Origin of the sequence: Bradyrhizobium agreste (assembly GCF_016031625.1) — a bacterium.
Lineage (GTDB): Bacteria > Pseudomonadota > Alphaproteobacteria > Rhizobiales > Xanthobacteraceae > Bradyrhizobium > Bradyrhizobium agreste.
Genome location: NZ_JACCHP010000007.1, coordinates 328,652 through 350,818 on the forward strand (window position 1 = coordinate 328,652; position 22,167 = coordinate 350,818).

Annotated in this window: 22 protein-coding genes; 14 read left to right on the top strand and 8 right to left on the bottom strand. The window is 64.2% G+C overall.

The genetic code is table 11. The features are described from left to right. Positions 1 to 141 precede the first annotated feature (141 nt). Entirely contained in the window at positions 142 to 3,558 is a 3,417-nt protein-coding gene (locus HZZ13_RS13160) for an AAA family ATPase (RefSeq protein WP_197960006.1), read from the bottom strand. Between the two features lie 1,021 nt (positions 3,559 to 4,579). On the opposite strand from HZZ13_RS13160, the gene HZZ13_RS13165 reads away from it, so the two are divergent. The 8 genes from HZZ13_RS13165 (at position 4,580) to HZZ13_RS13200 (ending at position 12,726) form a co-directional block, all read left to right on the top strand. Continuing rightward, entirely contained in the window at positions 4,580 to 5,626 is a 1,047-nt protein-coding gene (locus HZZ13_RS13165; protein WP_197960007.1) for a lysozyme family protein, read from the top strand. Between the two features lie 260 nt (positions 5,627 to 5,886). Next, a complete protein-coding gene (locus tag HZZ13_RS13170; RefSeq protein WP_197960008.1) occupies positions 5,887 to 6,219 on the top strand; it encodes a hypothetical protein in 333 nt (110 codons plus the stop codon). A gap of 295 nt (positions 6,220 to 6,514) precedes the next feature. Further along, positions 6,515 to 7,492: an ABC transporter substrate-binding protein gene (locus HZZ13_RS13175; RefSeq protein ID WP_197960009.1), complete on the top strand. Its 978-nt coding sequence runs from the start codon at positions 6,515 to 6,517 to the stop codon at positions 7,490 to 7,492. 432 nt (positions 7,493 to 7,924) lie between these two features. Further along, positions 7,925 to 9,829, top strand: coding sequence for a LuxR C-terminal-related transcriptional regulator (locus tag HZZ13_RS13180; protein ID WP_197960010.1), 1,905 nt, complete (start codon positions 7,925 to 7,927; stop codon positions 9,827 to 9,829). Between the two features lie 116 nt (positions 9,830 to 9,945). Continuing rightward, a complete protein-coding gene (locus HZZ13_RS13185) occupies positions 9,946 to 10,806 on the top strand; it encodes a L,D-transpeptidase (protein WP_197960011.1) in 861 nt (286 codons plus the stop codon). A 91-nt stretch (positions 10,807 to 10,897) separates the two neighbouring features. Continuing rightward, complete coding sequence (locus HZZ13_RS13190) at positions 10,898 to 11,224, top strand: type II toxin-antitoxin system HigB family toxin (protein WP_197960012.1); 327 nt, start codon at positions 10,898 to 10,900, stop codon at positions 11,222 to 11,224. Further along, positions 11,211 to 11,591: a helix-turn-helix domain-containing protein gene (locus HZZ13_RS13195; protein WP_197960013.1), complete on the top strand. Its 381-nt coding sequence runs from the start codon at positions 11,211 to 11,213 to the stop codon at positions 11,589 to 11,591. Before HZZ13_RS13190 ends, HZZ13_RS13195 begins: the two co-directional genes overlap by 14 nt. A 115-nt stretch (positions 11,592 to 11,706) precedes the next feature. Continuing rightward, the gene (locus HZZ13_RS13200; RefSeq protein WP_197960014.1) at positions 11,707 to 12,726 is read left to right on the top strand and encodes an LLM class flavin-dependent oxidoreductase; all 1,020 of its coding nucleotides are present in this window, start codon (positions 11,707 to 11,709) and stop codon (positions 12,724 to 12,726) included. 43 nt (positions 12,727 to 12,769) lie between these two features. Here the strand turns inward: HZZ13_RS13200 and HZZ13_RS13205 are convergent, their stop codons facing one another. After that, positions 12,770 to 13,612 carry a hypothetical protein gene (locus HZZ13_RS13205; protein WP_197960015.1) on the bottom strand — a complete coding sequence of 281 codons (843 nt, stop codon included), beginning with the start codon at positions 13,610 to 13,612 and terminating at the stop codon, positions 12,770 to 12,772. A gap of 176 nt (positions 13,613 to 13,788) precedes the next feature. Here HZZ13_RS13205 and HZZ13_RS13210 point away from each other — a divergent pair, with 176 nt between their 5' ends. Then, the gene (locus tag HZZ13_RS13210; protein ID WP_197960016.1) at positions 13,789 to 14,187 is read left to right on the top strand and encodes a VOC family protein; all 399 of its coding nucleotides are present in this window, start codon (positions 13,789 to 13,791) and stop codon (positions 14,185 to 14,187) included. A gap of 27 nt (positions 14,188 to 14,214) precedes the next feature. Here HZZ13_RS13210 and HZZ13_RS13215 read toward each other — a convergent pair whose 3' ends face one another. Together HZZ13_RS13215 and HZZ13_RS13220 are read right to left on the bottom strand one after the other, a co-directional pair. Further along, positions 14,215 to 15,534 (bottom strand): aminotransferase class V-fold PLP-dependent enzyme, encoded by a 1,320-nt coding sequence (locus tag HZZ13_RS13215; RefSeq protein WP_197960017.1) that lies wholly within the window; start codon positions 15,532 to 15,534, stop codon positions 14,215 to 14,217. A gap of 374 nt (positions 15,535 to 15,908) precedes the next feature. Then, a complete protein-coding gene (locus HZZ13_RS13220) occupies positions 15,909 to 16,133 on the bottom strand; it encodes a hypothetical protein (RefSeq protein WP_197960018.1) in 225 nt (74 codons plus the stop codon). On the opposite strand from HZZ13_RS13220, the gene HZZ13_RS13225 reads away from it, so the two are divergent. The 5 genes from HZZ13_RS13225 to HZZ13_RS13245 all read left to right on the top strand — a co-directional run bounded on the left by HZZ13_RS13225 (position 16,120) and on the right by HZZ13_RS13245 (position 18,514). After that, the gene (locus HZZ13_RS13225; RefSeq protein ID WP_197960019.1) at positions 16,120 to 16,464 is read left to right on the top strand and encodes a DUF1236 domain-containing protein; all 345 of its coding nucleotides are present in this window, start codon (positions 16,120 to 16,122) and stop codon (positions 16,462 to 16,464) included. The two genes, HZZ13_RS13220 and HZZ13_RS13225, sit on opposite strands and share 14 nt — an antisense overlap. A gap of 74 nt (positions 16,465 to 16,538) precedes the next feature. Next, the gene (locus tag HZZ13_RS13230; RefSeq protein WP_197960020.1) at positions 16,539 to 16,811 is read left to right on the top strand and encodes a hypothetical protein; all 273 of its coding nucleotides are present in this window, start codon (positions 16,539 to 16,541) and stop codon (positions 16,809 to 16,811) included. Positions 16,812 to 17,141: 330 nt separating this feature from the next. Next, a complete protein-coding gene (locus tag HZZ13_RS13235; protein WP_197953092.1) occupies positions 17,142 to 17,642 on the top strand; it encodes a hypothetical protein in 501 nt (166 codons plus the stop codon). Positions 17,643 to 17,700: 58 nt separating this feature from the next. After that, on the top strand, positions 17,701 to 18,054 hold the full coding sequence (locus HZZ13_RS13240) for a hypothetical protein (protein ID WP_197960021.1): 354 nt from the start codon (positions 17,701 to 17,703) through the stop codon (positions 18,052 to 18,054). Between the two features lie 31 nt (positions 18,055 to 18,085). After that, positions 18,086 to 18,514 (top strand): hypothetical protein, encoded by a 429-nt coding sequence (locus HZZ13_RS13245; protein WP_197960022.1) that lies wholly within the window; start codon positions 18,086 to 18,088, stop codon positions 18,512 to 18,514. Positions 18,515 to 18,586: 72 nt separating this feature from the next. Here the strand turns inward: HZZ13_RS13245 and HZZ13_RS13250 are convergent, their stop codons facing one another. The 4 genes from HZZ13_RS13250 to HZZ13_RS13265 form a co-directional block, all read right to left on the bottom strand. Continuing rightward, positions 18,587 to 19,045: a hypothetical protein gene (locus HZZ13_RS13250; RefSeq protein ID WP_197960023.1), complete on the bottom strand. Its 459-nt coding sequence runs from the start codon at positions 19,043 to 19,045 to the stop codon at positions 18,587 to 18,589. Positions 19,046 to 19,055: 10 nt separating this feature from the next. Next, a complete protein-coding gene (locus HZZ13_RS13255) occupies positions 19,056 to 19,274 on the bottom strand; it encodes a hypothetical protein (RefSeq protein WP_197960148.1) in 219 nt (72 codons plus the stop codon). A 112-nt stretch (positions 19,275 to 19,386) separates the two neighbouring features. Further along, positions 19,387 to 20,946 carry a hypothetical protein gene (locus tag HZZ13_RS13260; RefSeq protein ID WP_197960024.1) on the bottom strand — a complete coding sequence of 520 codons (1,560 nt, stop codon included), beginning with the start codon at positions 20,944 to 20,946 and terminating at the stop codon, positions 19,387 to 19,389. A gap of 57 nt (positions 20,947 to 21,003) precedes the next feature. Beyond that, positions 21,004 to 22,167, bottom strand: coding sequence for a glycoside hydrolase family 5 protein (locus HZZ13_RS13265; protein ID WP_197960025.1), 1,164 nt, complete (start codon positions 22,165 to 22,167; stop codon positions 21,004 to 21,006).

A 22,167-nucleotide genomic window follows, 5' to 3' on the forward strand; every position in this document is an offset into this window, starting at 1 on the left:
CTGGCCCCGTGGCTGACCTTAAGTCAGCGCGCCGAGATGTCCGCTTTCCGAAGCTAACCCGAACACCGGCATGAAAGGTGACTAGGCAGCCTTTGACCCGGAGCCGCCACGGTAGGGGAGCTGCGATGCTCGTATGCAGAACTAACTGCTGGGACCTGGGATCGGGTTCTTCGGCTCGGAGCTGGCAGTGATCTCTCGAAGTAGTACTCTAGCAGCCTGGAGATCCGGTGTCCCAAAGCCCTCAGTGAACTGGCCATAGAGCGGACTGAGTAGATCGTGAGCCTCGCCGCGCCGGCGCTGTTGCATCCAAAGTCGTGCAAGGCATAGCGTTGCGCGCAACTCCCAGAGCTTGGCGCCTTGCTGGCGCGCGGTTGCAGCGGCATGTTCGAACCGTGCTTCCGCGGCGGTCGGATCTTGCCTCGGCAGCCGTAGCATCAGCTCGCCCAACATCCGATGGAGCTCGGCCTCGAACCACCGCTCGCCGGTTTCTTCCACTCGGTCGAGCGCTTCGGTCATGAGATCCAAGCCCTCGTTCACAGCGCCCGACCGGCCGTGGACCTCGGCCAGCAGGCTTCGGAAATAGGGCACCAGGAAACCCGCTCCGGTGGCCTGCCACGTCGCAAGCCCATCTCGGATCTGCGCGATGCCAGCCCCAAAATCCCCAACCTCGCCCAGCGTCCAGCCACGAATGATGATGCCGGCTCCGAGGAAGTGTGGGGAATCCTGCTCGGCTGCAAGTGCGATCAGCGCATTCGCCCGATCTCGGGCCTCGTCTATGTCGTGGCGGAGCTGCGACAGGATGCAGCCGTAAAGCAGGGCATAGCCGAGGGTATTGCGATGGGACAACTCCTTCGCGTCTGTCAATGCCTGTTCGCTCCTCGCCTGCGCCTGCTCGGGATAGCCGAGGGCGAACAATCCCCAAGACAGAACGGACAGTCCCGCCACGCGCGGATCCTGCGCGAACAGGAAGGCGAGCGACCGATGCGCGGAGGGATCGTAGAGAGCGAGCGTCCGCTCCAGATGGTCGCGAGCAGCCGCTAACTCGCCGCGAAGCAATTCAGCGGTTCCGACGATGCGGTTGCCAATGGTTTCGGCAGCGACGTCATTCTGTTCCTGGGCACGGCGGAGTAAATCCTCGCCTGCCGTCCGACCGGCCTCGAGCTCCGCCCTGACGACGTGAAAAACCCACTCCCCATAGAGCACAGGAAAGAGCCGCGACGTGTCGCCAAGACGCTCGCACAAGTCTCGGGCGCGTGCGTTGGCCTGCCCGACCTCTGGTGCCGCCCAGCCCTTCGCAGCCATCAGCGCGACACCGAGCGCAACTTCCAGTTCGAGTTCCCGCCGCCATCGTGCGGCGTCGTCGGAGAGAGCCGGGATCAGTTCGAGCCCCTTGCTAAGTTGCGTGATCGCCTCTGCTGTGGCCGAGCGCGCGATCTCTGCTTGTCCTGCCTTCAACCAATGATCGATTGCCGGTGCAATCAGTCCGGCCTCTGAGAAATGATGAGCCAGAAGCTCCGGCTGTGTCTGCCCCGTCTCCGAAAAATGCTGCTCGAGCGCCGCGGCGATCCGGGCGTGCAAGCGCTGCCGCTTCGGGCGCACCAGGGTCGCATAGGCGGCGTCCTGCACAAGCGCATGCTTAAAGCTGTAGGTCGCCTGAGGCGGCGTCCCACGCCGGAACACCAGGCCCGAGCCGACGAGGTCATCCAATGCCGCCTGCAATTCGCTCTCCGACAACTGCGCCGTCATCGCGAGCAGTTCGTGAGAGAACTCCCGGCCAATAGCGGCCGCGACCTGGGCCACCTCACGGGCCGGGGCGAGCCGGTCGAGCCGGGCCAACAGCGACTCCTGGAGCGTGGTTGGGATCGCCATGGGCGGCAGCGGCCCCGTGAGCGCGTAATGGTCGCCTTCATCGCGGAGCAGATTGGTCTCCAGCACAGTCCGCGTCAGTTCCTCGACGAACAGCGGCACGCCATCGGTCTTGGCGACGATCTGGTCGAGCACCGCAGCCGGCAGCGCTTTGCCGCCGCTCAGCCGCGCAACGATGGCCGCGCCCTGCCGGCGGCTCAACCGGCTGAGGGTCAGCGCAGTGACGTGGGCATGGCGCGTCCAGGGCGGCGCGAACTCGGGCCTGAAGGTGATGAGGACGAGCACGGGGGCGCCTTGCACCCGGTCGACTAGGAGATCGAGCAGCTCGAGCGACGTCGGATCGGCCCAGTGCACGTCCTCATAGAGGGCCAGAACCGGGCGGTGCCTTGCGAGGCCCAACACCTGATCGACCAGCGCCTCGAGCGTTCGCTCCTTCTGCCGATGCGGGCTCATCTCGAGCGGCGGGTAGCGCGTATTCGTTTCGAGCGACAGCACTGCCGCCAACAGCGGCGCGACCTTGGTGACATCATCGGAAGACAGCGCAAGCAGCGCCTCGAGCTTGTCGAGACGCGCCGCGGCGGGATCGTCCGCGGCGAAGCCCGCCGCCCGCTCCAGCAGGCCGATGACCGGATTAAGAGGGCTGGTCTGATGGTGCGGTGAACAGTAATGGCTCAGTGCGGTGTGCGGCTCATTTGCAAGCCGTCCGCGCAGCGCCCGCACGAGGCGCGACTTGCCGATGCCAGGCTCGCCCGTTAGCAGTACAACCTGGCCATCCCCCTCCTTGGCTCGCTCCCAGTGCTCGAGCAGGAGACCAATCTCATGCTCGCGACCGACCAGCGGTGTCAGGCCGGCCCCGTGCAACGCCTCGAACCGGCTCTCGGCGGCGCCTTCCCCGATCACACGCCACGCCCGCACCGGAACGGGAAACCCCTTCAAGATCTGCACGCTGAGTTCGGCGAGTTCAAACAGCCCGCCAATGAGCTCGCGGGTGCGGGTGGAGATCACCACCGTGCCCGGCTCGGCCAGGGTTTGCAGCCGCGCCGCGAGGTTTGGCGTGTCGCCGACCACCGTCTCCTCGCGCGCCGCGCCTTCGCCGATCAACTCGCCAACAACCACCGGACCGGTCGCGATGCCGACACGGGCCGCCAGCGTCTTGCCATGCGCCGATCCCAAACCGTGCATCGCCGCGACCGCGGCGAGGCCGGCCCGCACGGCGCGTTCGGCTTCATCCTCATGGGCGCGCGGATAGCCGAAATAGGCCAGCACACCGTCGCCCATGTACTTCGCCACATGCCCTTCGAACCGCGCGATCGCGGCCGCCACTGCGCTCTGATAGGCACGGAGGAGTTCGGCCATTTCCTCCGGATCGAGCCGCGCCGCGAGTGCGGTCGAGTCGACCAGATCGACGAACATCACCGTGAGCTGACGGCGCTCCGCCTCCGGTGCAGGCGCGGCCTTTTCGGAGACAGCGGTAGGTGCGGCCGTAACAGGGATGGTCGCAGATATTGAGCCGGCGCGCAGGGCTGCAATGGCGGCGAGCAGCTTGCGGCGATGGCCTATGGAGGCCACGCCGAGTCCAATCAGATCCTCGGCCGTAAGGTCCATGAGGACCTCGGCATCAATGTCGTTCTCCCGGAACGCGTGTTCGTACTGTCCCAGCCCCAGACCACACAGCCAGGCCCCGACGTCCATGGGCTCCTCCCGGCTCTCGTCTTCAGCGCTAGGTGCTTCAGTCTATCTCAAGATGGCGTGCGCTGGGCGCGATGAAACGTCACGAGTTGAGCGCGAAGGAAGGGCAGCTTTTGGCCCGAGGCTGCCTTCCGTTCTTGGCCTCGCACCGTCCTCTTTCGAAGGCTGGACGGAAGCCGTCGTGCGGCTGCCGAGGACAGCCTTAGCCTAAGCTGCCTTTCGCTGCTGCAGGCGTTCGAAGGCGATAGTTCTCGTATGGGGCAACGGGCCTGACGTATTGAAGGCCGATTTCTAGCGATGGTAGATTACCACTTTATCCCGGCTGCATCGAAGCCGTCCGAGTAGTGCTTTTTAGTACTGTGGAGGACATTTATGCGAAGATTTCGCGCAATGCCTTATCTGCAACGACTTGGCGAGCTTGCCTCTCAGCTCTCAGAACTGGAAGACCTTCGAAGTCTAGTCGAAGATGCAGAGCGCGTGGCCCGAGGTGCGCCTGCATTGCGCCCTAGACGCCATGCTTCGCGCCGCCTCCGAGGTCGTGATCTTGGCACCCTGTCTGTCCGCCTCCGTCGCTACACGCCACTAAGCAGAAATACAGGAGGTCACAGGGTTCCTCAGAACGACAACCCGATCGATTGGACGTTGCTCGAGCCATTTCCCGACGGATGGTGGGCTTCCTCCTAAGCTCTTCGACGGCTGCTACTGAATCAAGATTTCTCATCTGCTTGTGGCCCTTCTGCGAAGTCTAGGCAGCGTCCCCGGTGGTCGGGTCATAGGTGTAGACCGGAAGCAGCCGGCCCGCACTCCGAAGGGGCGCCCATGACCTATAGCCCCCCGAGCGTCTCCCTACAGCGGCCGCTGATGCCCCAAAGGGCCTCAATGGGGGATACATCGAGCTGCGAGGCACAACGCCTGCCCTCGTTCACCACATTTAAACCTTAAGATTCTACGAAGAGTACTCACTCACAGGCCGCAGGACCATGCCAACAGCCTTCGTCCAGAAGCCATCCGTAGACTTCAGGCAATGAAGGTCTGGCAAACCGGCTGCATCGTGGCTGTTGTCGCATCCGCGGGACTTTATCTGGCCGCCGCCAACAGACCGGTCGCGAACTTGCCGGATGTCATGCCGGAAGCAGCTGCGAGCATACCGGCTGCAGTGCGCCCAGCGGCTCCTGCGAACGTGGTGACGCCTGCCGTCTACGCAGAGGCAGCCGCCAGACTCGCGGCAGCGCTTCGGGCTGAACGAGCAGAGCTTGACGCGGTGACGTCAGCAGGCGCCAAGCCGCTCCGCACCGAAGCCGAGATGGTCGATGAACCCGTCGCGCCAAGATTGGCGTCGTTGGGACAGGATGTCGTCCAACCGCTGCCGCCGCAACGGGAGGCATCCAACGATGCTCCGAAAGCGGCGTCGACGCAGGATTTCCGTTATCTGGTCTACTACGTCTGGTCTGAACTGCCGCCCGCCGAGAAACCGGCGGAGATCGTCTTGCGTGCGTTCAAGGACATTCCGGTCGGAACGCCGACTGAGGAGATCAAGCGCGCGTCCGACGCGTTTGGTCTCGATGTCAATTTCATGATGGCGGTTGCCAAGATCGAATCCGGTTTCAACCCCAATCAACGCACCGGGTCGTATATCGGGCTGTTTCAGCTGAGCCATTACGAGTTCGGCAAGTTCGGCTTCGGGCAGATACGCAGTCCGCGGGATAACGCCGTTGCGGCCGCCTACAAAATCATTACCGAGGGCGTCCAGTTCGAGTGGATCACGCACCGCAAGCCGGATATGAGCGATCTCTACCTGATCCATCAGCAGGGCTGGGAAGGCGCCGCTGAGCACATCAGCAAGCCCGCTCGCCTCGCCTGGAAATCCATGTGCGCCAGCAGCGAAGGCAAGGAAAAGGGTGAGAGGTGGTGCAAACGCGCGATCTGGGGCAATGCACTTCCGGCCTTCAAGCGGACCTGGAAGTCGGTGGACAACGTGACCTCGGAGGCGTTTGTCGGCATGTGGCGCGGCCGGGTCGCCGAATTCTATACGAAATATGTGGCGAGCGCTGCGGCATCGGCAAGCCAATAAATCCGTCGTCGGCAGCGCCCGGTCATGCTGCTTTGCCTTCAGTCGCCGTGGGGAAACAGACGCAGCTGGGGAGACCCAAGTCCACTCATGACCTCATTGCTGACGTGGCAGCGCAGCTTGCGAGCCGTCAGCCTTTGGCCCCAGGCGGACTTGGCGCCACCAAATCGTAATGCTATCAAGCGATGGTGCCGCGAGCGGTTGTCAATCAATGCGAGCAGGGCGTGCGGCCCCGTCATCGACGGTCTACTCGGAGGCAAGCTGTGAGTAGGGTCAAAACTCCACGGGAAAAGAAGCAGCTGAGCTACGCAAACGACCGACGAAACACCTACGGCGAAAATCAGAAGAGCAGTCGCAAGAATATTCCGCGCAGCAAGCAGCTCTCGCATCAGGATGAGCGGCGGGCGGTGCGACAAGCCCTCATCGCTGCGAAGGGGACCGTCGCGGACGAGGTCGCCGACGAAGCCCAGTCGCAAGCGTTGCGCAAAGGTCGAATGAAGAAACTGAAGGCGTTTCGCAAATCACCGGATACGCCACTAGGCGAAGTCATTGAGCGACGGTTGCGCAAGCGACAAACGAAGACGAGTGATGAATAATTGCCTGCGTCCGTCATCGCCGCGCCCGCAGATGGACCACGCGCTTAACTAGGCATTTTTGCAAGCCCAAAGCCATCTCCGCTTCTGGCCGGCGAAGCTGCGCCGCGGCGGTCGGAAGTCCGCCCGTTGAGCCAGAGCGGACCGGATTTGCTCAGTCTGAGGTCTTCGCATTTTGAACCGAAGCGGACCCATGGCGCGTGACTGTTGGCCTAAAGCCGTAGTAACTTTCGATTGCGCACCGTAGGGAAGCGCGTCCAAGGCGAGGGCCGCCCTAATGACGGAGAATGGAAGCCGGATGATGCTGCCGCGCCGTGCCGTGCTTGCCACACTTGGTGCTGCGACACTGGTGGCGTCTTCGCTGGGTTGGGCGCAAGAGGCTGGACGGACCTATCGTCTGGGCTTCGTGGTCCCATCGCCTCGCAGTGAGGGCTTTTGGACTATCCTATTCGACGAGTTGCGGCGCGCCGGGTTCGTCGAGGGTGGCAACCTCCAAGTTGTGGGCGAATTCGGCGTAACACCGGGCCGCGCCGACGCGGTCGCGGGCGCGGCGGTCAAAGCCGGGGCGGATGTCATTTTCACCGCCGGACCGGAATGTACACGAGCCGCGCAGGATGCGACGAAGACTATTCCGATCAGCGCTTACTCGGGTGATCTGGTAGCGGAACGACTTGTTGCCTCGCTGGCGCATCCCGGCGGCAACACTACGGGGGTCAGCATCCTAGCGCCCGAAATTGATACCAAACGCCAGGATATGCTGTTCGACATGCTGCCCGGCATTCGTCGCATCGGCGCGCTGGTCGATCCAAGCGCTAGGACTCCTGCACAGCTCGAGACGTTGGCTGCCGCCGCGGGGTCACGTGGCGCCACGCTATCGATCCACCGTGCCAGTCGGAATGAGGAGATCATTCCAGCCATCGACGCGGCGCGAGCGGTCGAGGCTCAAGCCCTCAACGTCATCCAGTCGCCGCTCACCTTCGTCAACTACTCGCTGATCATCGAGCATGTCGCCAAGGTCCGGCTGCCCGCTATCTACGGCGTGCCGGAATTCGCCGACCGGGGCGGCCTCGTCGCCTATGGTCCACGCGTCGCGACGCTGATCCCCCAGATTATTGTGCCGCAGCTCGTCAAGCTGCTGCGGGGTGCAAAGCCCGCCCAAATCCCGGTCGAGCGGCCCACAATTATCGAGCTTGCGCTCAACCTCAAGACCGCGAAAGCGCTCGATCTAGTTGTACCAACTGCTTTTCTCACTCGTGCCGACAAGGTGATCGAATGAAGCAGGCGATGATGTCGGGAATTGGCCCATCGCTTCCGTTGGTGCATCGCGGCGAGATGTCCGGAATCGCGGGTAAACCGGGAGAGCCCGATCGCTGGTCGAAACGGCGCATCTGACCCATTGCGGGCTCGATAAGGTTGATGTCGTAGATGGCTTTCTCAGTCCAAGTTTGTCCGGCAGGCGCAATTGTAAGCAGTTCGAAGCGCTGTAGGCAGTGGCGTCTCTGATCGCCTGTTCACGTGGCAGCCAAGTGAGGGCCGCGAAGCAACCACGAGCATCATTCGACCGCCTTATCAATCGACCGGAACCAAGCGACGTGGTATGCGTTGCCGCGCTGCTCTTGAAGGTGACCACTAAGACCCAGTCGCCTTTGCTGGGCCAATCAAGACGGGAACGCCGGGCGAGCCAGACCAGATGCGTCGTATCCGACTCGTGATCGCAGATCGCCGCCCGATCGTCTTGCAGGGATTTGAGACGCTGTTTGCGACCGAGCGCGACTTCGAGATCGTTGCGTCCTGCAGCAATGGAGCCGATTGCCTCGAAGCCGTCCGGACATTGAGGCCGGACGTCGCGCTCGTCGAGGACGGATTTCCCGACGTGACGGCTTCCGCAATGCTCGCCGCCGTCAATGCCGAAAACCTTCCCACACGGCTGGTCTTCTACACCGCATCGATTGCGCGCGGCGAACTCGCGGCGGCCATCGCCGCGGGTGCCTGCACGGCGATACCGATGCGCGAGGAGCCCGAGAACCTGTTGCAGTCCCTGAGGCTGGTGGCGCCGGCGGCGGACAGCAAAGCCGGTCGTGGCGCCTTTGTCGGAAAGGGGCTGGCTGCACTGACGGACCAGGAGCACAAGATCATCCGCCTCGCCGCCAGCGGGATGTCGAACAAGGAGATTGCACGTCAGATCAAGGTCGCGCCGGGCCGGGTCGAGGCGCGGATCGAGCAGATATCTGCGCAGCTCGGCATCAAAAACCGGACGGAGCTCGCGCGGTTCGTCCTGTCGCGCCTCTACGGCGGGGTCGGCGCGCTCGCGGCTCTGATTTGGGCAGCACTCCACGACCTTCAATCCGCGAGCGCGGCCGCACTCGATCCTGCGGATGCCGACAGCGTCACGGTCATGACCGCGAACGGCGCCGGCGCGGTCGTAACCATCAAGATCACCCCCCAAAAAGCCACCGCTGCTCCGGAGAAAACGGCCAAAGCCGTTCGCGTCGAGAATTCGCCGGCTGATATGCCTGCGCGGGCGAGCAAGCTCATCGGGCCCCGAGCTGACGTTGCCGGCAGCACGATCACGGTGCCGGCCCTCAACCTTGCGAGGCCAGGATTGAGCAACGCCGGCACCTTCATGATGACGGCGGTCGGAGTTTCGATCTACGAACTCCTCAGCAGCCACGCCCAGGCGCTCACGGCTTGGGACGGCCGGAGCGATGTCTTTGCATGGGCTGACGCAAACGCCCGCGGCGAGCTGGTCGCCCTCAATGGTCCCGCCAGGCCCGACTTCGACGGCTTCGGCGGCCTGCCCTGGCCCGATTCCGACATAGACCATGGATCATTCGCCTTCGGGGCGGCCCGAGGCGAGGCGTTCGCCAGAAGCGACGAACGTCAGATCATCGATGCGGCGGCGCGCGAGGACAGCTTCGGCGGCAGCAGCAATCCCCATGTCGGATCCGGTGCCATCGACGCTCAGAGCGATGATGGCGGCATCGAACAGGCGGTCGCAACAAGCGCGAGGAATGCCGAACACGGCACGACGCAGTCGGCCGCGATAGAGGCGCTTGATCGTGAACAATCGCAGCGTGATTTGCACGTTTCGGAAGACGGCGCAGCAGCAGGCAAGCCGGATGCCGAGCATGGGCCACCGGACCACGCATCAAATCAAGGGCAATCGCATCGCGCTTCGCAGGAGGCTTCCGCATCTGCGGAGCAGCACACCGATGATAATGGACCGGGAAGCCCTCACAGTTCCGGCCAACCCCAGCGTGACTTGCACCAGGCACATCCAGACGCCTCAAAGAATTTGCATGCGGAGCCGACCCAGAAGGCTGGCGGCAACGACCAGGCTCAGCATGACTCAGGTCCGGCACGCACGGCTGCCGCGCCCGGGGCCGGAGATTCTTTCGATTTCAAAAATGATCTGCCAGCGCCGAGACATTCGGATCATCTCGAGGTTGGCTCCGGCGCCGATCCGGCTGAACATGGTCTGCACGGCACCGGACATGCTGAACTGGCGCTGATGCTCGATGCAGACCCGATCGGCCATTCGCACGCGGAGCAAAGCGCGGTCGATCACGCAAGAGGCACCGAGCACCATCCGATACACGACTTGTTCGTGTAGCGCACGCGACGCCTGCGCGCGGCGTTAACCATCGCCGGCGGTTCCAGCGAAATCGTTTCGAAGTTTCTTAAATCTTGCTGGGTACCTCTCCTGGGTATGGTCACCTGGGAAAAGACATGAGCAAGCGGGCCAAACGCCGGAAGGTCGAGACGATCGCGTTGCCGATGGCCGCGCGCGTTGGAATTGGTGCGGTGGCCGTTGCCGCGTTGGGGTACGGCCTGTTGGCTGGCCCGGGGCGCGAGCAACCGGTGCGGAAGCCAGCCGCGCCGCAGGCGATGGCATCGTCAACACCGGTCTACGTGGCACCCCCGGTTCATGCAGCGCCCGCGCCGGCTCCGATTCCGGCTCCGGCGCCGCTGGTCGAACCGCCCAAAGCCGACGCGGATGGTCCCGGAGCCTTGGTCCGGCAGGTGGTCGACTATGCCAGCCGTCAGACGCCGGGCACCGTGATCATCGATACCAACAACACATTCCTCTATCTCGTCCTGAACGACACGCAGGCGATGCGCTATGGCATCGGTGTGGGCCGCGAAGGCTTCGCGTGGTCCGGCGAGCAGACCGTGGCGCGCAAGGCCGAATGGCCGGACTGGCGCCCGCCGGCGGAGATGGTCTCGCGTCAGCCTTATCTGCCGCGGTTCATGGCGGGCGGCCCCGGCAATCCGCTCGGCGCCCGGGCGATGTATCTCGGCGAGACCGAATATCGAATTCACGGCACCAACAAGCCCGACACGATCGGCAAGCGGGTGTCGTCCGGCTGTATCCGGCTGACCAATGAGGACGTCGTCGACCTCTATGAGCGGGTGAAAGTCGGTGCGAAGGTGATCGTGCTGCCGGCAAATGCGGCCCGTCGACCATCGCAAGGAGCCCCGCCCGACGCCGCGTCCCGATCGCCGGACCTGGTCTCGCCGTCGAGCCGGCCATCGCCAACCAACGCGCAGATGCCGTCACCCGGACCGAGGATCGCCGAGGCGCGGTAGTTCGGCCACCTCGGTCCGCAATCGGGGTATCGCGTCTCCTCGTAGCGGGAATGGGCGTTGCGCCCATTTTGGGCGCATGCTAGCGTGAGGCATGCGGATCATAGCCCGGCGTACGTTACGGGAGTTCGTCGAGGCGCGGCGAGGATATAAGGACCACGCCGCTCTCAAAGCTGCCCTCGATGCATGGTTCGATGAGGCCAAGAAGGCGCGGTGGTCCAGCGCCGCGGACATCAAACGCAGCTACGCGACCGCCAGCATCATCTCGGCAGATCGCATCGTCTTCAACATCAAGGGAAACGACTATCGACTTGTCGCCTCCATTGATTTCGAGAAGAGCATCGTATGGATCAAATGGATCGGCACGCACCGAGACTACGACAGGTTCAACGTAAGGGAGGTTCGACATGGCGAGGACTGAGATCAAGCCGATTCGGACGAAGCGGGATTATGAGACCGCCCTCAGGGAGGTGGAGCGCCTCTGGGGCGCCAAGGCGGGCACACCAGAGGGTGACCGGCTGGATGTGCTCGCGACGCTGATCGATGCATACGAGGCTGAGCATTATCCAATGGATCCACCTGACCCTATTGAGGCCATCAAGTTTCGGATGGAGCAGCAAGGGCTCACGCGGCGGGACCTGGAAGAGATCATTGGGACGCGCACCCGCATCGCCGAGGTCTTGAACCGGAAACGCGGGCTATCGATCACGATGATCCGGCGCCTTCACGAACGCCTTGGCATCTCCGCAGATGTCCTGATCAGGCCGAGCCGAAAGAAGGCGGCTTAGTGAACGTGACGGCGGGGGGCGACAGACCGAGAGCGCCCGAAAGATTTGGCTCCGTCGCAACATCTTTACTCGGCCTGAGTATCGCCACCGGCCGATGATCGCTAGATTGCCTTCCATGAAAAAGATCGGATTTCTCTCCTTCGGGCACTGGACGCCCTCGCCGCAATCCCGGACGCGCTCGGCGGCGGATACGCTGCTGCAATCGATCGAGCTCGCCGTCGCGGCCGAACAGCTAGGCGCCGACGGCGCCTATTTCCGCGTCCACCATTTCGCGCGGCAGCTGGCTTCGCCGTTTCCGCTGCTCGCGGCGGTCGGCGCCAAGACCAGCCGAATCGAGATCGGCACGGCCGTGATCGACATGCGCTACGAGAACCCGCTCTACATGGTGGAGGACGCCGGCAGCGCCGATCTGATCGCCGGCGGACGGCTGCAACTCGGCATCAGCCGCGGCTCGCCCGAGCAGGTGATCGACGGCTGGCGCTATTTCGGCTATCGGCCGGCCGAAGGCCAGAGCGATGCCGACATGGGGCGGCGCCATGCGGAAGTCTTCCTCGACCTGCTGCGCGGCGAAGGATTCGCCGAGCCCAATCCGCAGCCGATGTTTCCCAATCCGCCGGGGCTGCTGCGCCTGGAGCCGCATGCGCCGGGCCTGCGCGAGCGGATCTGGTGGGGCGCCGGCTCGAACGCCACCGCAATGTGGGCGGCGAAGCTCGGCATGAACCTGCAGAGCTCGACGCTGAAGAACGACGAGACCGGCGAGGCCTTTCACGTGCAGCAGGCGGCGCAGATCCGGGCCTATCGCGCGGCGTGGAAGGAGGCCGGCCACAGCCGCGAGCCCCGCGTCTCCGTCAGCCGCAGCATCTTCGCGCTGATCGACGATCGCGACCGCGCCTATTTCGGCGGCGAGCGCGGCGAAGACCAGATCGGCTTCATCGACCCGCGCACCCGCGCGATCTTCGGCCGGAGTTATGCGGCGGAGCCGGACGTGCTGATCGAACAGCTGCACGAGGACGAGGCGATCACCGAGGCCGATACGCTGCTGCTGACGATCCCGAACCAGCTCGGCGTCGACTATTGCGCGCATGCGATCGAGGCGATCCTGAAGCACGTCGCGCCGGCGCTGGGGTGGCGGTGAGGCGTATCGCCGATTTGGGTGCGTGAGTCCGCGGTTGAGGTCCTCACACCATGGCTGCAACTTTCGGGAAGACGCGACTGAGCGCATCCATGTCGACGCCATCCGCGCCTCGCCACCAGATGACCGGGTAAGCCCAATCGTTCGCGCGATCGGGAGGCCGGTCTCGAAGCTCATCTGCCGTGAACGCCTGCAGGAAGCCGTTTCGGCCTGCCGGTTTGAGAACGCCGCAATAGCCGAGAATCTGGATGAGGGTGCGCCGCTCCGCGCTGTTCGACTTGACCACCCTGCTGATGCGCGACTCCAGCTCGCCCGGCCTTGCCGCGGGAGCGAGGTTAGAGGCAATGTCGATGATCCGCGCGAGGATCGAATGGTCCGTCTGCGTCGGTGCGACCTGAGCGATCTTTTCGAACTGTGCCAAGTCGAACCAACAATAAAGGGGATCGAGGTGACGAACGCCGCCCCATTTCCATCTCTCGAAGTTCAGAATGTTGAGGTCTTGCTGCTCGGGGCCGGAGTCGCCGTAGCGCCCGCAGATACCACAATACAGCCGGCCGCTGGGCGCTCGACGAGTGGCCTGTTCGAGAAGTCCATGAAGAGGAAACTGCGCGGCACAGGAGAAGCTGCCCAGCGCCGAGCGCAACTCGAGCCGGCGGGTGCTGAGGCTGGCCAGGAAGGCGTCCGCGACCCGTTCCAGGTTCATGCGGGTACGAACGGAGACGAGTCGTGCGACCATGTCGTCGTGCGTCACCGTGACAGAATCGAACATGTAACCGGCTTGACGGGCATATTCGAAATCCGCCCGATCGACGGGCTCGTCTCGCTTCCAGCCCCTTGGCGACCAATAGGCATCGAGAAGGATCTGAAGGGCTTTCTTGTCGTGAGGCACGAGCCGTCTCCTACGCATGCCGTCGCGGCTCAGGCGCAAATCGGCGACATTGACCGCTTGGTCTTGTAACCCAATAACAACCCCAGTCAGAACAGAATTGGCGCGCCCTCTGGATCGACGTCATGCTACCCTCTTCTTCCCGATAGCAAGCTTGCCGCCATTCGCGGGGTCGCGCGATGAATCAGCGTCTGTCACTCGTCAGTGTCGTGGTCGCCGACTATGACGAAGCGATCGCCTTCTTCACGCGCGCCCTGAACTTCGAGCTTTGCGAGGACACGCCGCTCGGTGGCGGCAAGCGCTGGGTGGTGGTGCGGCCGCGGGGCAATCCTGGTTCTGGCCTGCTCCTGGCGCGGGCAGACGGTCCGGCGCAGACGGCGCGCATCGGCGACCAGACCGGCGGGCGCGTCTTCCTCTTCCTGGAAACGGATGATTTCGAGCGCGATCATGCGCGCATGATGGCGGCGGGCGTACGTTTCGTCGGACCGCGACGGCACGAGGCCTATGGCGTCGTGGCGGTTTTCGAGGATCTGTGTGGCAACCGCTGGGACCTCATCCAACCGTCCGGCCGCTGTTGACGCGCGATGCCGCCGCTTCCGCGACCCTCACCCCGTCTTCGTCCCCGTGATGATTGCCAGCGCCTCGACGAGGCGGTCGAGATCGGCCTCGTCGGTGAAGAGCGCCGGAGTCACGCGGATGCATTGGCCCCTGGCGACGCCGGCGCGGCGCACCGTCATGATCCTGTGGCTGTCGCGAAGCTTCGCAACGATGGCCTCGTTGTCGGCCTTGCCGGTCTTGCCGGCGAGGCGGAAGGACGTGATCGCGCCATAGGAGCCGGCTTCATCCGGCGTCAGGATCTCGATGTCCTTGAAGCCGCGGACGCGGCTCACCCAATAATCGCGCAAATGGCGCAGGCGCGCCTGCTTGGCCGCCGCGCCGATCTCCTGATGCAGCGCCAGCGCCGTCGGCACCGTCAGCACCGTGGCGAAATTGACCGTGCCGGTATGCACCCGCGAGCGGATGTCGCTTTCCGGAAAATCCTCGTCGCCCATGTCGCGATCGATCGCCGCGAGGCGATCCTTCCTGATGTAGAGGAAGCCGACGCCGAGCGGCGCGCCGATCCATTTGTGCAGGTTGAAGCCGACGAAATCGGCCTCGAGCTCGCTCACCCGGAAGTCGAGCTGTCCCCAGGAATGGGCGGCATCGACGATGGTGTCGATGCCCTTGGCCTTGGCCATGCGGGCGATCTCCGCGACCGGCATGACGAAGCCGGTTCGGTGGCTGACATGGGTCAGGAGCAGAAGCCTCGTCTTCGGGTTCGCCTCGATCGCACGGGCATAGGCGTCGAGCACCGCCTGGCGGGTGGCGGGCTCCGGCACGTCGAACTTGACCACGTCGACGCCGCGGCGCGTCTTCAGCGCGTTCATCGCATATTGCATCGAATCATAGTCGAGGTCGGCATAGAGCACCGCATCGCCCGGCTTCAACCCGTTGTAGCCGCCGATGAGAAGCTGAAGCGCTTCGGTGGCGCCGCGGGTGAGCGCGATCTCCTCCGGGAGCGCGCCGACCGCCGCCGCCACCTTGGTGCGCACGGCCTCGAAATCTGCGCCCGCACGCAGCCGCGCGTAATAGGTGTTCTGATAATTGACCATGTCGGACTGGCGGATGAACTCGCGCCGCACGGGCTCGGCCATGATGCCCCAATAGCCGTTCTCGAAATTGACGATGTCGGGCGTGACGGCATAGAGCCCCTTCACGGCCGCCCAATAGGACTTGTCGGTGGCGATCGCGGCCGCCGGGCCGGTGGGCTGCGGCGGGAGGCCCTCGGCGGCCAAAGCCGGCGCCGCAAGCGGCGCCACGGCCGCTGCCGCAAGGCCCTTGAGCATAGCGCGGCGGTCCGCCGAAATCGTCCTGATCAATTGCATGTCAGCTCTCCCCAGAGCGTTTTCGAGCGAAGCGGCGTCGGGCTCGCATCGCGAAAACGCGTCAAACAAGATCCAGAGCTCCGCTTTGATGTCATTGGAGCGAAGCTCTGGCGCGCGGGACAAGAGCAACGGACGATGCAGCGGAGATGACCGGAGCATGACAATGTGATGATCGGGAAGCCGATGTCGACTCCGCGACCGAAGCGCCGACCTGCGTGCGTATCGCTTCATGCATGAGAAAGCCAGGGCCGAACTGGCCAGGCATGATCAACGCGTGCAAGAGCGGTGATGCTCCACATCCCGAGATCGATGGAAGGTGATTGGATGTGCGGCCCCGGTTTCTTGCTTTTGCCTGGAAACCGGGGCCTCCACATTCAGTGCATGTGACTAATGAGATAGATGCCGCCGCCGATGACCACGATGGCGGGCACTGCCCAGAGAATCAATACAGGCATTTTCCTCTCCTCCAGTTGAACCTCCCCGGGGAGGAACGGGAGAAAGCGGCAAACGTTCCGGGTTCCCCGGAACGGTGCAGCTGATCGCGAGTTCATCGCAGCGCCGCATGCAGCGGCGAAGGAGAACGCGATGAAGAAGCTCATGTTGATTTCGGCTGCCGCTCTGCTCGTCTCGACGGGCGCGATGGCACAGACCACCGTCACCACGACGACCGGGGCCGGGCACGGCGCGGCCGTGCAGATCGAACCGGAATACCGGACCAAGATCCGCTCCTACGTCACCGAGCACAAGATCCGTCCGGTCGAAACGCGCGAAAAGATCGTCGTCGGTTCGCCCGTGCCGCGCGACGTCGAGCTCGCGCCCGTCCCGAGTGACTGGGGTCCCTCGCTCACCAAGTACCGCTACGTCTATTCGGGCAGCCGCGTGATGTTGGTCGATCCCGACACCCGCGTGGTCGTTCAGGAGGTTGACTAACTGCTGCGCACGGCGGGCCGTCGAGGCGGCCCGCCCGTGCATTTTTTCAATAGCTTCGTTTGCGGTAGCGCCTGATGCCGATCGTTCGATACGTCGTATTTGCAAGCAGTTTCGTCGCGGCGCTGCTCTTCTTGTTGGATCGCTCTCTGCCGCCGTCCGTGGCGCGTGCTGCCGGCCCGGACATCGATCGAACCACCATTCGCATCCGCTCCACACGGGCGCTGCCTGAGAAAATTATCTTCGACACGTCCGCTCTGATCGCCGCGACGGTCTCCACTCCCCTCTTCACCGCCGACTCGCCGGATCATGGTGAAAGCAACGCGTTGGCGCTGCTTGAAAGGCGATAGCCGGGGCGTCACGCCGGCATCTCGACGCCGCACGGCGCGAGCAGCCGGTCTACATTCGAATCGGAATGCCCGCGCGGCTTCCTCTCGTCTCTCCACGCATCTGGTGACGGACGGAGCATTCTGAGAGCTGGTGATCGCAGCGAACGCGACGCCATGGCCGCAGCAGATGAACGCCGGATGAACAAGAGGCGACACGCTTCGCGTCTCGGAACTGACTCCGAGCGCAACAAACGCGTCAACGTGTCGGACACAAGGGAACGTTTGTGCAATTGCCAATTTATCCCGTGCCTGATTGGCGCTCTGATTTTTGGAAACTTGGAGGAAATGAGAATGAGGATCCTGAAGCTCTCTGCGGCTGCGGCCGCGCTGCTGGCCGGCACGGCGCTCGCCGTCGCGCAATCGAGCTCGACGATCGGCACCGGCGGTTCATCGGCGGGCGGCGGCACCAGCTCTTCGACGGTCGGCACCGGTGGCTCTTCGGCTGGCGGCAGCGGGTCGGGCTCTGCATCGACGCTCGGCACCGGCGGCTCGTCGGCGGGCGGCGGCACCAGCTCTTCGACCGTCGGCACCGGCGGCTCGGCGGCCGGCAGTGGCTCGGGGAGCGGCTCGGCTTCGACGCTCGGCACCGGTGGTTCATCGGCGGGCAGCGGCAAGAGCTCGTCCAGCGTCGGCACCGGCGGCTCCGCTGCAGGCGGCTCCACCGTTGGCCAGTCCGGTTCGTCGAAATCGCCAGGCATGGGCGACGGCAAGTCCGGTAGCCACGCGAGCGACATGGGCCTCGAAAAGGGCAAGGGCCACAACAAGGACGAGTGGAAGAAGGACAAGAACTAGTCCGATCGGGGGAGCGGCACGGTGCCGCTCCCTTTGTCCATGTTGAGGAGGAGACGCAATGAACAAGTCAATCGTTGCGATCACGGCGCTGGCCCTGATGGGCAGCGCCGCATCGGCAGAAACCATCGAAAAGACGGGCAAGACGAGTTCGGGCGAGACCTGCAAGGTCAAGGTCGAGAAGCATGCGGACGGCAGCATCACGGCCGCCGGCGCATCGGGCTCCGGCACGACGGGCTCGACCGCATCGAGCGGTTCGCTGTCGAGCTCGAGCTCGGCCGGCGGATCGTCGGTCCACGTGCAGGCGGGCGGCGGCCACGTCTCGAGCTCCTCGTCGACGGCGGGCGGGCCTGGCTCGACCAGCGCCAGCACCATCACCGTCAACGGCTGCACCGTCTCGACCTCGTCGCCTTGAACACCAGTAGCCATCGAACAGAGGATTGAACATGAGAACGCTTCTTACGACCTCGGCGGTCGCGCTTCTGCTTGCCGCCACGTCACCAGTGCTGGCGCAGACCAGCATCACCGGCGGCAGCGGCGGCTCGGCCGCAGCAGGCGGCACCTCCGCTTCCACCGTCGGCACCGGCGGCACGTCCACCTCAGCGACGGGCCGCACCGGCTCCTCGATCGCCGCCGGCGGAAGCGCAGCTGCCACCAGCGGCAAGACGCAGACCGGCGTCAGCATGAACAAGGGCAACGGTCCGGTGCTGAATTCCAACGCCCGCGCGCAGGCCCATGAGGGCGGCACGTTCAGCCGCTCGCACACGCGCACCAAGGTCAAGGCCGGCGAGGAAGTCGGCTCGACCACCAAGACCATGTCGCATGTGCCGGGCTCGAAGCCGACCATGTCGAGGACGACGACGACGGCGCGCTAGAATTGCGCGGCTCTATTCCTCACGACCTGCTGTCCGGCTTGTCCGGGCAGCTCTTTCCGTTTGCGACCTCGCTCAGCCGCCACGCAGGCTGCGGCTGATCCGGGTCACGACGGCATCCCATCGCCGCTTCTCGGCGGCTGGATAATTGATCAGAACGCAGTGCACGTAGCCGCGCGAGAAATTGCAGCGGTCGTACCAGATCTTGTCGCGCTTGATGCTGGAGACCACGAAGAAGTTCGACGTGATCCGCTTGTAAATGATCCCGCTCGGTGGATTCTTCTTGGCGAGGAATTCGGCCGGCGACAGATTTTGCCAGTTCTCGACGGCCTGAACGGTGAGGTCCGCACTGCCGTCGGAGCTGCGAAACTGCTGCCCATATCCGTCGGGCTTGCCGGCCGGCTCGGTGAAGATCGAGGCGGGAATGTCGACCGAGGTTCCCGATTGCGGGATGCGGTAGGTCCTCCAGCCGTTTGCCGAAGCGATCGAGGATGTCGCACAGAGCGCGATGATCGCGGCAACCAGTGTCTTCATGTCCGCCTCGTCACTTGCGCGGCGCCAGTTGCAGCTCCATCAGGGCAATCCTTTGCAGGTTGGCGACGTTCCGCTCGCCGGCGCTGGCGGTGCGCAGGATGGATTCGGCGAGCGCGTTGACGTGCGAGGAATGCACGGGGTCCGGCAGGGTCGCAACGGCAGCTTCCAGCGCGGTCGTCATGATCTCGATCACCTCGGGAGAAAACTCGGCGTTGGAAAAATTCTTCATCGCGTGCGTCGACCGCTTGTGCGGGTCCGGTTCAACGCCGGGAAAAAATGGAAGTTCCTGGATGGCGCGGTCAAAGCAGCGGGTCGAGCAGGACCGTTGGCGCGCCGGCAGCTTACGTGACGGGCTGGTAGCCGGTGAGCCGAGCGAGGCCGGCATCCTCGCTGGCAACGCTCTGCACCCTCGCATGACTGCCGATGACGAGGCCGGCGAGCGAGAGCATCAGGCCCAGCGCAAGCGGCGCGAACAGGGCCTCTTCCTGAAACAATCCGTTGAGCAGAACGACCAGGACGCCGAAGCCGGCGAGGCCCTGCGTCAGATATCCCGACGACGCGTACAGGCGCCAGGCCTTGAGCGCGATCGCGAAATAGAAGGCCAGCAGCACGAAGGAAGCAACGCCCATCTGGTACAGGAGCACGCCGATCGCGCTCTCGACCGCGCCATCGATGGTTCCGGCCGCCTGCGCAGCGCTCCAGTCGATGGAAAAATAACTGTCCGACAGATTGCCGCCGATGCCGAGGCCCCGGCCGTAAGGTCTCTGCACGAATCCGTCGAGGCCGCCCATCAGGCCGATGACGTGATAGTCGCCGATCTGCAAGCCGAGGCGGATCGCCAGGATTGCAAAGGCGATCATGCCGACGAAACCCAGCAACAACGTCGCGACCGCACCGATGAGGCGAGTCCCGATCCAGCCCGCAGCCACGAAGATGACGGTGATGAGCGCTCCCTTCACGCTGCAGAAGACCAGCAGCGGCAGGGCTGCCAGGGCGAGCAGCGGCCGTCCGACCGAGAACAGGAACAGGGTGAGAAAGCCGAGCCCGTAGGCGAAGCTGATCGGGTGCATGTTCGGACCGTGAATGCGCAGCATCTTCGACAGGCCGAAGCCTTCGAGCAGAGGCGTGTTCAGGAAGTCGAAGCTGAAGCGATCCTTGAGCGTGACGGGCACGTTGCCGGTCTGTCGCATCTGGGCCTCCCAGACGCCCGAATGGGTCGCCTTGAGCTCGTCGAAGCCCCAGAACGTATAGCCGTTGGTGATGGCCAGCCAGACATCGCGCAAGACGAGCTCGACATAGCCGCACAGCATGAGGATGACCGCGAGCGTCACCAGGAACGGCGTGATGCGCACCTCATAGGTCGCGGCGGTCAGAAGCGACAGCTGAAACAGAAACAACGGCAGAACGATGTTGCGCAGATAGACCGCCGCCGGCTGTCCGTCCTGGACGAAGCCGATGGCGAAATACAGCGACACCACGGCCAGGGTGACGACGCCCCAGCGCATGATCCTGTTCACTTCAGCCGACTGATTCCTCTGGCCCAGCATGTAGAGGGCAAACGTCGCCAGCCACATCACGGAGCAAACCAGGAAATTGTAACCCTTGATGAAATCGAGATCGGACGGCAGCGGGACTAGCGGCGACAGGAAGGAGACGAACAGGTTCTGGAAGAACAGGACGAAGATCGCGACGGCCGGCGCACAGGTCGGGACCGCAACGATGATGGCGATGCCGATCAGGACCTCGATGGTGATGGCCAGCGCCGGATTGGCGAGGTGCAGAACCGGCGCAGAACCGATCGCCGCGATGGCGATGCAGAAGGTCGCAGCCAGCTCGCGCCAGGCTGGTGGCGACGGAGCGGCCTGCACGCTCTGGCCTTGCGGTGAGTACCCGGCGCTCATCGATCGTCCTTTGGCATCGCGCCGGGACACGATAGCCGCGTGAGGTGTAAGGATCCGTTAACGATCACGGCGCGCGGAGGGAGCCCCTTCAAGCCGGCCGGACGTGCCGAGCAGCGCCCGCATCACGTCGGGATCGGGCTTGCCGGTTGCGGCGTCGACCAGCCCAAAGCCTTGCGCCAGTTCCCAATGCGCCCAGCCCCAGCAATGCGCGCGGGCATAGGCAGTGACCTCCGCCAGCCAGCGCAAGCGGCTCTGCCTGGGGGCGCCGGCTTTCAACACGCCGAACTCATTGACGATGATCGGCCGCGAAAATTGCTGCTGCCATTGAAGCGCGGGCGCGAGCCAGCGATCGGCCCCCGGCTTGTCCTTGGCGGCGGCAATCGCGGTATCGAGCATGGCGAGCGCCTTGACCGCGGCCCTGGCCTGCAAATCCTGCCGAAGCGCCTGAACCTTGGGATCGCCGGCGTCGATCGGATAAGGCAGATCCATGATGTCGTGCAGCGGATCGCGCGCGTCCCAGTGGCCCTGATGGGTGAACACCATCGGATCGTAGAAATGGATGGCGTAGACGACGTCAGGGTCCGCCAGCGGACGAAACAGCGGCAGCGAATCCGCGCGCTGCCAGTTGACCGGACCGACGACGAGCGTGGCGTCCGGCAGCAATCGGCGAACGAAAGCGGCGAGCGCCTCGACCTCCTTTTGCCATCTGTCCGCTTCGATATCGGGCTCGTTGAGCAGCTCGGCGAAGATTCGATCGGCAGGATAGGATCGAATGATCTCAGCAAGCGCGCGCCAGGCCTCCTGCATCTCGCCCATCGCCGCGTCCGGATCATCCTTGTGCAGGCGATTGAAGCGCTCGCCCGGATGAAGGTCGACGGAGCTGGAATAGCCGAGCGAGCTCAGCTGCTTCAACGCGCCGTCGAGCACGCGCAGCGTCGCCTCGCGCTCGTCCTTTGCGGCAAAGCGCGGCATCACGCGCTCCGCCGGCACCGGCAGGCGGACATGGCTCATGCCCGCCTTGCGCAGCTGCTGCAGCAGCGCGCGGTCCGGCGGTGCACCGTTGATCCAGCCGTCGGCGTTGAAGCCGCGCGCGAGCGCGGCAAGCCTCGCGGGCGAGACCGTCGACGGCAGGGGCACGCAATCGTCGGCAAACACCGGCCGGCTGAACGAGATCGACAACAGCATCGCCGCAGCCAGCAGACGGCGGCGCAAGGCAGTCAT